Below are 7,487 nucleotides of genomic sequence, written 5' to 3' on the forward strand. Positions count from 1 at the left end.
CAATGGTGCGTTCCAAATCATCTAGTGACCCTGCCCATGCAACTGCTGACCCCCCAATGGCTCTTGTGCCTGAACCACACCACTGAAGTGCTTGAAAACCATGCGGTTTTAATCCATCAAGACCAAATTCAGGCGATTGGCCCACGCGAGGAAATGTTGCTGGCGCACCCCGACGCCGAGCGCATCGACCTACCCGGGCAAGTGCTCATGCCAGGCTTGATTAATTGCCACACCCATGCGGCCATGAACTTGCTGCGCGGTGCAGCAGACGATCTGGCACTTCATGACTGGTTGCAAACCAGAATTTGGCCGCTCGAGGGCGAGTTGGCCGATGCAGAGTTCGTCTATGACGGTACAGTGCTAGCCGCCGCCGAAATGCTTCAAGGCGGCGTCACCACGTTCAACGACATGTACTTTTACCCCGATCAGGTTGTACAAGCGGCGCTGGATGTAGGTTCACGCGTATTTGCAGGCATTACAGTCATCGAATTCCCGACACGCTATGCGGCTGAAGCCAAGCAATACATCGAACTGGGGATAGCCGCACGCGACAAATTCAAGCTTGAGCCAACCGTGCATTGGACGATTGCTCCGCATGCCCCCTATACGGTGAGTGACGACACATTTCAGCACATGGCGATGCTGGCCGAGGAATTGGATTTGCCGATTCACTGCCACCTGCACGAAACAGCCAGTGAAGTCAGCGATGCGGAAAGTCGCGACGGTACTCGGCCCTTTTCCAGGTTTGAGCAACTCGGCCTGATTAATGAACGCCTGATGGCGGTGCATGGCGTGCATCTGAACGAACATGAATTGCAAGTGATGGCGGCCAAAGGGGCGACTCTGGTGCATTGCCCGGCTTCCAACCTGAAGCTCGCCAGCGGCATTGCACCTGTGGCCGCAGCACTGAAAGCTGGCGTCAACGTGGTCATAGGCACAGATGGTGCGGCCAGCAACAACAAGTTGGACATGTGGGAAGAAAGCCGCTTGGCCTCCCTGCTCTGCAAAGGTGCCAGTGGCGATGCCACCGCCTTCAATGCCGGCGACTTGCTCAAAAGCATGACCTGCAATGCGGCCAAAGCGTTGGGAGCAGACCACTTGATTGGCCGTATTGCCCCCGGTCTGCAGGCAGACCTGATTACGGTTGCGATCGGAGAGGCTGCGCACCAGTTACCTAACCACAATCTAGTCTCAAAACTGGCTTACAGCGGGGCTTCTAGGGATGTGAAGCATGTTTGGGTGGCAGGCATTCAAGTTGTGCAATCGCAACAACTTGTGGGCAAAAGGGCACAATTAGTCGGGGAAATCATGCGAAAAACCCAACGAGTGTGGCAGACTCGTGTCGAGAAAGTTGGTTGAGAGGGTGATAACTATGACAGCCTCTACTGTAAACTATCAACCAGCTTGAACCCCTATTTAACCCAAGGAGCAACAATGAAAAAAATGTCGACTCTCACGCAAGTTCTGATGGCAATGGCCATTGGTACAGCGTCTACAGCCGCAATGGCCCACACAACAGACAAAGGTGAAGGCCTGTCAGGCTATGTAGTGGATGGCAGCGGCAAAGTTGTTAAAGATGGCTCCGGCGAGTGCATCCGCACAAGCTACTTCACAGCCGCTTTGGCAATCCAGGAATGTGATCCTGACTTGATCCCCAAGAAGCCAGCTCCAGCACCAGTTGCTGCACCAGCACCTGCTCCTGAGCCCGCACCAGCACCTACTCCAGTAATTACCAAAGTAAGTCTGGAAGCGGATGCCTACTTCGACTTCGACAAGGCCACACTGAAGCAAGGCGGTAAAGACCGTATTGATTCTGAAATCGCCAAGTTGGGTCAGGTTGACTTGAACAGCGTAATCGCAATCGGTCACACCGACTCTATCGGTTCCGATGCTTACAACCAAAAGCTGTCCGAGCGTCGTGCTCAGGCCGTTAAGGACTACATGGTAAGCAAGGGGGTTTCCGCTGACCGTATCCAGATCAAGGGCATGGGCGAAAGCCAGCCAGTGGCTGACAACAAGACTAGAGAAGGTCGTGCCAAGAACCGTCGCGTTGAGATCGAATTCAACGCAACACAGAAAGTTGCCAAGTAATTAGCAACCTCTGGTTCTGATCAAAAAAGCCCGGCCTAGCCGGGCTTTTTTGTTTCTGCCTTCGGTTAAACTAAAGGCTATCGCATTCTATTGAAGAGCCTTGACCCATGAGCAGTATCGAATCCAACAACAATGTTGACCACGCCGAACTGGCCAAATTTTCCGCATTGGCCAGCAAATGGTGGGACCCCAACAGTGAGTTCCGCCCCCTGCACGAAATCAACCCGCTTCGATTAAACTGGATCGATGAACGTGTCGGCCTGAAAGGAAAAAGGGTTCTGGATGTGGGCTGCGGTGGTGGCATTCTGGCTGAAAGCATGGCTCGCCGGGGTGCGGATGTTCTGGGCATTGACCTGGCAGATAAATCGCTGAAAGTAGCCGAACTGCACAAGCTTGAAACTGGTGTGAACAATGTCAATTACCGATTTGTCTCAGCAGAGCAATTGGCCGCTGAAGAGCGAGGCACATTCGATGTCGTGACCTGCCTTGAAATGCTAGAGCATGTACCCGATCCTGCCCAAACCATTCAGGCCTGTGCCGACTTGTGTAAACCGGGTGGCTGGCTGTTTTTCTCGACCATCAACCGAAATCCAAAAAGCTTCGTTTTTGCGATTGTCGGCGCGGAGTACGTGCTGAACCTGCTTCCCAAAGGTACTCACGAGTACAAAAAATTCATCAAACCCTCTGAACTGGCGCAATATGCACGCCAATCAAAACTTGATTTCTCTGAAATCATTGGCTTGGTGTACAACCCCCTGACCAAGGTTTATCGCCTTGCTCGCGACACCGATGTGAATTACATGGTGGCCTGCAGAAAACCGGCTTGAGGGGTTAAACCGTGCCTTTAAAAGGAATTTTGTTTGATCTGGACGGTACGCTCGTAGACACTGCGCCCGACCTGTGCGGCACCATTCAAGACATGCAAAGCGATAGAGGAATTGACATTACCCCCTATCGAGCGATGGAACACCTCGCCTCCGGGGGGGCGCGCGCTTTGCTGAGAGCAGGCTTCGGGCTTGAAATGCATTACCCGGAGTTTCCGGCCATGCGTGCAGAATTTCTTGAACGCTATGAGGCCAGAATTGCCCGAGAAAGTTCGGTTTACAGCGGAATTACTCCCTTGCTGAATGAAATTAAAGCGCGCGGTGCCCAGTGGGGAATCGTCACCAACAAGCCCTACTACCTGGCTGAAAAGCTTGTGCATGAGCTGGGTTTGACCCAAGGTTGCAGTGTGCTCATTGGCGGCGACACAGCCGAAAAGCCAAAACCCTCCCCTCAGCCCTGTTTCATGGCGGCTGGTCAAATGCGTTTGCCCACCGAGCAATGCGTGATGATTGGCGATGACGAAAGGGATATTATTGCGGGCAGAGAGGCTGGCATGACCACTGTGGCGGTTGAATATGGCTACATTGCCAGCCCGATTGAGCAATGGCGTGCGGATGCAACTGTAAAAACTGCCCACGATTTGGCCAAATGGCTTGAAATTAGAATGTGAGCCCCCACATCAAGAGTGTTACAATTGGTTTTCCAATGGGGTCGATCTGGTTTCGACGTGGGTTGCAAAGCTATTGGGGCGTGTCGAGGATCAGTTACCTCGTAAATCCATCTGAAAAACTTTAAACGCAAACGACTCTTCGTTTAGCCCCGAACTCAAACTGGCCGCTTAAGCCAGTTTAGTTTGGACTTCCTACACCAGCTCGCCGATGGGCTGGGCGGGGTCAAACCCGCGGTGGGATCATCTACATCGGACCGCTTACCGGAATGCTGCCGGCCGGTAAGTTAAATTAGGTGGATCGCGGATGCTGAAGAATGTCGCTTTTCGTCAGTAGCCGTTAAACACAAACAAGACGACTACACACGTAGAACTGGTAGTGGAGGATTTGCGGACGCGGGTTCAATTCCCGCCGGCTCCACCAAATAAAGCAAAAAAGGCTACCCTTTCGGGTGGCCTTTTTAATTTACTTCACCGACAAAATGTAATTGGCAATCGTCATTGCGTCCTCGTCGGTTACCCGCGGTTGCGCAGGCATGGGCGTATTGCCCCACACACCAGCACCACCCGACTGGATTTTCTTGGCCAGCTTTTCGGCCGCCCCCGCCTCATCGGCGTATTTCAAAGCCACTTGTTGATAGGTGGGGCCATACTTCTTTTTGTCCTCGGCATGGCATGCCGTACAGTTGTACTTTCTAACCATTTCAGGGCTGGCCACCGCATTGCCAAGCGCTGTGAACATTGAGCCAGCAATCATCAAGGCTGCATACTTCTTCATGAATACTTCCCTCTCCAGGGCCGCGCCACCCCGATGGGACAGCACGGCTTTAACTTCTCAACTAGAAAAACTTAGTTTGGTTTGATCTGATAAATTTCGCCTTCATCGGTGGCCACATACAGGTTGCCGTCATGACCTTGCACCACGGAACGGAAGCGACCCGCGGGCATGGGCAAAGGCATGATGCTGCGCTTGGCTGTCAAGCCATCTTTGCTGATGTCGAGCAAGTCGATGCGGTTCCCGACGGGAGTTCCATGGATACCAATTCCCATATACCCAACGGCCATTTTCCCGTCCCAGTCTTTCCACTGTTTACCATTCAGGAAAACCCCCGAAGACATGCCCTGCGACAAGTTTTCATTGTTCCAGGCTGGCTTCATGGCTTTGGGATAGGTTTTGGTGTCTGTCATCGGCATAAATGCCGCACGCTTCACGGGTGCCATGGCACCCATTTGGTTCGGGCTGTAACCGCAATAAGCGTCTGGGCAATCTCCACGGCCACCCACATTGGGTCGTGGGTCCCATCCAGCGTTGCCGCCATTACTCAGCACAGTGACCTCATCGGAGTGCCAAGGTCCATTCTCGGCCGTAACCGGTTGATTGGTACCTGGACGGAATGCAATACCTTGGGGATTGCGATGGCCGTACGTGAACACGCGCGCATCAAAACCCTTGGGCGGCTTGTTGCCCGCGGCGGCCTTACCGTCCCGGTCAATCCGCAACACCTTGCCACCCAGCTTGGTGGGGCTTTGTGGCACAGAGCCATTGTGCGTGTCGCCAGTGGTCACATACAGAAAACCGTCGCCAGAATTGAATCGAATTCGCCCACCATTGTGGGCACCCGAGGAACCGAAAGGATGATCGCTTGCAGCAGTTTTGTAAGGGATGTCATCCACGATATCTGTTCGATCAGAGGTTTTGCTCAAGTCTGCGTTTACTTTCAACCGGATCACCCGGTTGGTCTGCGGATTCGATTTGCTGGAGGTGGAATACACATAGACATATCGATTTTTTGCAAAATCAGGATCCACCGCCACACCATTCATACCAGCCTGACCGTCACAAAACAAATCTGGCATAGCGTCCGCATAACCCTTGGCGTCTTTCATCCCAACCAGTTTGTTCACGGAGCCCGAGGGTAAGCGGACCGACAGGCCATGGCATTTCTCAGTGAAAAACATGGCGCCATCTGGCAGAAACGCCATGTCCCAAGGATTCTCCAATTTGGTCAAAACGGCTGTTGCGGTAAGACTAGGGGCTGCTGCTGTCGCGACACCGCTCATCGCCAGACTGGCTGAGGCAAAGACCGCGCATGACAAAAGTTTATTGAGCTTCTTCATTTTGTCTCCTGATTCTATGAGTAAGGCAGGCGTGTAATTCGATATCAAAGCGATCGTGTCATCGCTCATCATCGAAGCACACCTCGAGAAAATTGCACATATTTAACACTCGGTCAATATGGCCTTACCCGCAAAAGAATCATTCCGTTTTTGAAGACTTGCCTTTCAATATCAGGCTGAAGAAATTTTTGCTACCCGCCTTTTCACCTTGATCGGACAGCAAGCGCTGAACACTGAAACCCAGCAGCAAAATTGTGGATCCACTGAAAGCCAACAAGCCACCAATGAGCGACAAGGGCCAGCTAAGATCTAGAAGCCGAAGCAACAATGCAACGACCACACTGAATAACACCAACAAACACACATAGATTTTCATGACCCAACACACCTGTTCAGCTTGACTAACACTCGTCTCCGGACCAGTGAATGCGCACTGCAATGCAAGGTTTCCTTGCGAACGAACAGCGCTCACCTGAGCGCACCCGGTTGATCGCCAAAAACTATTGCTGTGATTGCCTGTGTTTTTGGACCTGCGAATATTAATGAATATGGCAATTAAGATCCAGAAAATGTAATGTCGATTTGCGGTCAATTTTTCAGGTTTGAAACCAACAAGTTTGATCACAATGCTACTTTGTACAAATTCCTTTTTTTAACAATTTCGACATACAATTGTTGCAGCGCAAAAAACCACCTGAATGTCTATTTTGCGAACTAGACAAAATCAGAATTATGGTTATTTTTTAAATTTCACAATTGTTTACTTTTCGCCACATCTGAAAGGCACTAGTCCTACACATTATGCAAAAAGGCGTTTTTCTCTCCATTTTGGCCTCTGTACTGTTTGGCAGCATGTACTACTACACCACCTTGCTTGATCCTTTAAGTGGGGAGGAAATTTATGGTTGGAGAATGCTGCTGACCCTGCCAGTGATGACACTTTTTTTGATCTGGACTAAAGAGTGGGGTTTGATCAAATCGATTGCGCTGAGGTTGAAAACCGAGTGGAAACTTTATCTGGCTTTACCAGCGTCGTCCCTGCTGCTGGGCATACAACTGTGGCTTTTCCTTTGGGCCCCTTTGCATGGGCATGCGATGAATGTCTCTTTGGGCTATTTCATGATGCCACTGGTGATGGTTTTAATTGGCCGCTTTTACTACCGGGATAAACTCAATCAACTTCAAAAACTGGCTGTGTTACTGGCACTGCTTGGTGTTACCAATGCGGTGTTTCAAGCTGGGGGATTCGCCTGGACCTCCCTCTTGGTGTGTTTGGGTTATCCCTATTACTTTGTGCTGCGGTCAAAATTCAAAATAGACAATCTGGGCGGGTTGTGGTTTGACATGTTGCTAATGACCCCGCTGGCGCTGTACTTTGCACTGAATGGCGAAGGCTTGGCCCAAATGACGGGATTACAACTTCAGCTACCTTTGCTGATTATCCTGTTGGGGGTGTTAAGTGCTTCAGCCTTGATCGCCTATATTTTGTCGAGCCGTATGTTGCCATTTAGTTTGTTTGGTTTGCTGGGCTACGTAGAACCTGTGCTTTTGGTGGTGGTTGCGTTCTTGATCGGCGAATCAATCGCCAAGCAGGAGTGGCCCACCTATCTCGCCATTTGGCTGTCACTTAGTTTGCTGGCCGTAGAGGGCCTACTTAAGCTTTATAGGATCGAATCACGGTCGACAAATCGGGGTCTTGATTAAAAGTTTCTGTAAAAAGTCCACAAAACTGCTGATCTTGATGGAAGGCGACGTTCAGTTGATACACCACATTCAGTGGCAAAGT

At 51.1% G+C, this 7,487-nt stretch carries 8 protein-coding genes and 1 other RNA gene; 6 read left to right on the forward strand and 3 right to left on the reverse strand.

Features of this window, described 5'->3' with window-relative positions; all coding sequences use genetic code 11:
• The first annotated feature begins 36 nt into the window (after positions 1–36).
• The 5 genes from LMED105_RS14580 to ssrA all read left to right on the forward strand — a co-directional run bounded on the left by LMED105_RS14580 (position 37) and on the right by ssrA (position 4,007).
• Positions 37–1,359: a TRZ/ATZ family hydrolase gene (locus tag LMED105_RS14580; protein WP_008252760.1), complete on the forward strand. Its 1,323-nt coding sequence runs from the start codon at positions 37–39 to the stop codon at positions 1,357–1,359.
• A gap of 75 nt (positions 1,360–1,434) precedes the next feature.
• Positions 1,435–2,091, forward strand: a complete 657-nt coding sequence (gene ompA / locus LMED105_RS14585; RefSeq protein WP_008252761.1) for an outer membrane protein OmpA — start codon at positions 1,435–1,437, stop codon at positions 2,089–2,091.
• A 107-nt stretch (positions 2,092–2,198) separates the two neighbouring features.
• On the forward strand, positions 2,199–2,918 hold the full coding sequence (gene ubiG / locus LMED105_RS14590) for a bifunctional 2-polyprenyl-6-hydroxyphenol methylase/3-demethylubiquinol 3-O-methyltransferase UbiG (protein ID WP_008252762.1): 720 nt from the start codon (positions 2,199–2,201) through the stop codon (positions 2,916–2,918).
• A gap of 11 nt (positions 2,919–2,929) precedes the next feature.
• The gene (locus tag LMED105_RS14595; protein ID WP_008252764.1) at positions 2,930–3,586 is read left to right on the forward strand and encodes an HAD family hydrolase; all 657 of its coding nucleotides are present in this window, start codon (positions 2,930–2,932) and stop codon (positions 3,584–3,586) included.
• A gap of 37 nt (positions 3,587–3,623) precedes the next feature.
• Positions 3,624–4,007, forward strand: a transfer-messenger RNA (tmRNA) gene (gene ssrA, locus LMED105_RS16710).
• 42 nt (positions 4,008–4,049) lie between these two features.
• On the opposite strand, the gene LMED105_RS14600 is transcribed toward ssrA, so the two are convergent.
• The 3 genes from LMED105_RS14600 to LMED105_RS16860 all read right to left on the reverse strand — a co-directional run bounded on the left by LMED105_RS14600 (position 4,050) and on the right by LMED105_RS16860 (position 6,077).
• Positions 4,050–4,361 carry a c-type cytochrome gene (locus tag LMED105_RS14600; RefSeq protein WP_040513668.1) on the reverse strand — a complete coding sequence of 104 codons (312 nt, stop codon included), beginning with the start codon at positions 4,359–4,361 and terminating at the stop codon, positions 4,050–4,052.
• 71 nt (positions 4,362–4,432) lie between these two features.
• Complete coding sequence (locus LMED105_RS14605) at positions 4,433–5,701, reverse strand: sorbosone dehydrogenase family protein (protein ID WP_040513669.1); 1,269 nt, start codon at positions 5,699–5,701, stop codon at positions 4,433–4,435.
• Positions 5,702–5,840: 139 nt separating this feature from the next.
• Complete coding sequence (locus LMED105_RS16860) at positions 5,841–6,077, reverse strand: hypothetical protein (RefSeq protein ID WP_156799717.1); 237 nt, start codon at positions 6,075–6,077, stop codon at positions 5,841–5,843.
• Positions 6,078–6,502: 425 nt separating this feature from the next.
• On the opposite strand from LMED105_RS16860, the gene rarD reads away from it, so the two are divergent.
• The gene (gene rarD / locus LMED105_RS14615; protein WP_008252775.1) at positions 6,503–7,405 is read left to right on the forward strand and encodes an EamA family transporter RarD; all 903 of its coding nucleotides are present in this window, start codon (positions 6,503–6,505) and stop codon (positions 7,403–7,405) included.
• Positions 7,406–7,487 lie beyond the last annotated feature (82 nt).

Origin of the sequence: Limnobacter sp. MED105, assembly GCF_000170915.1 — a bacterium.
GTDB lineage: Bacteria > Pseudomonadota > Gammaproteobacteria > Burkholderiales > Burkholderiaceae_B > Limnobacter.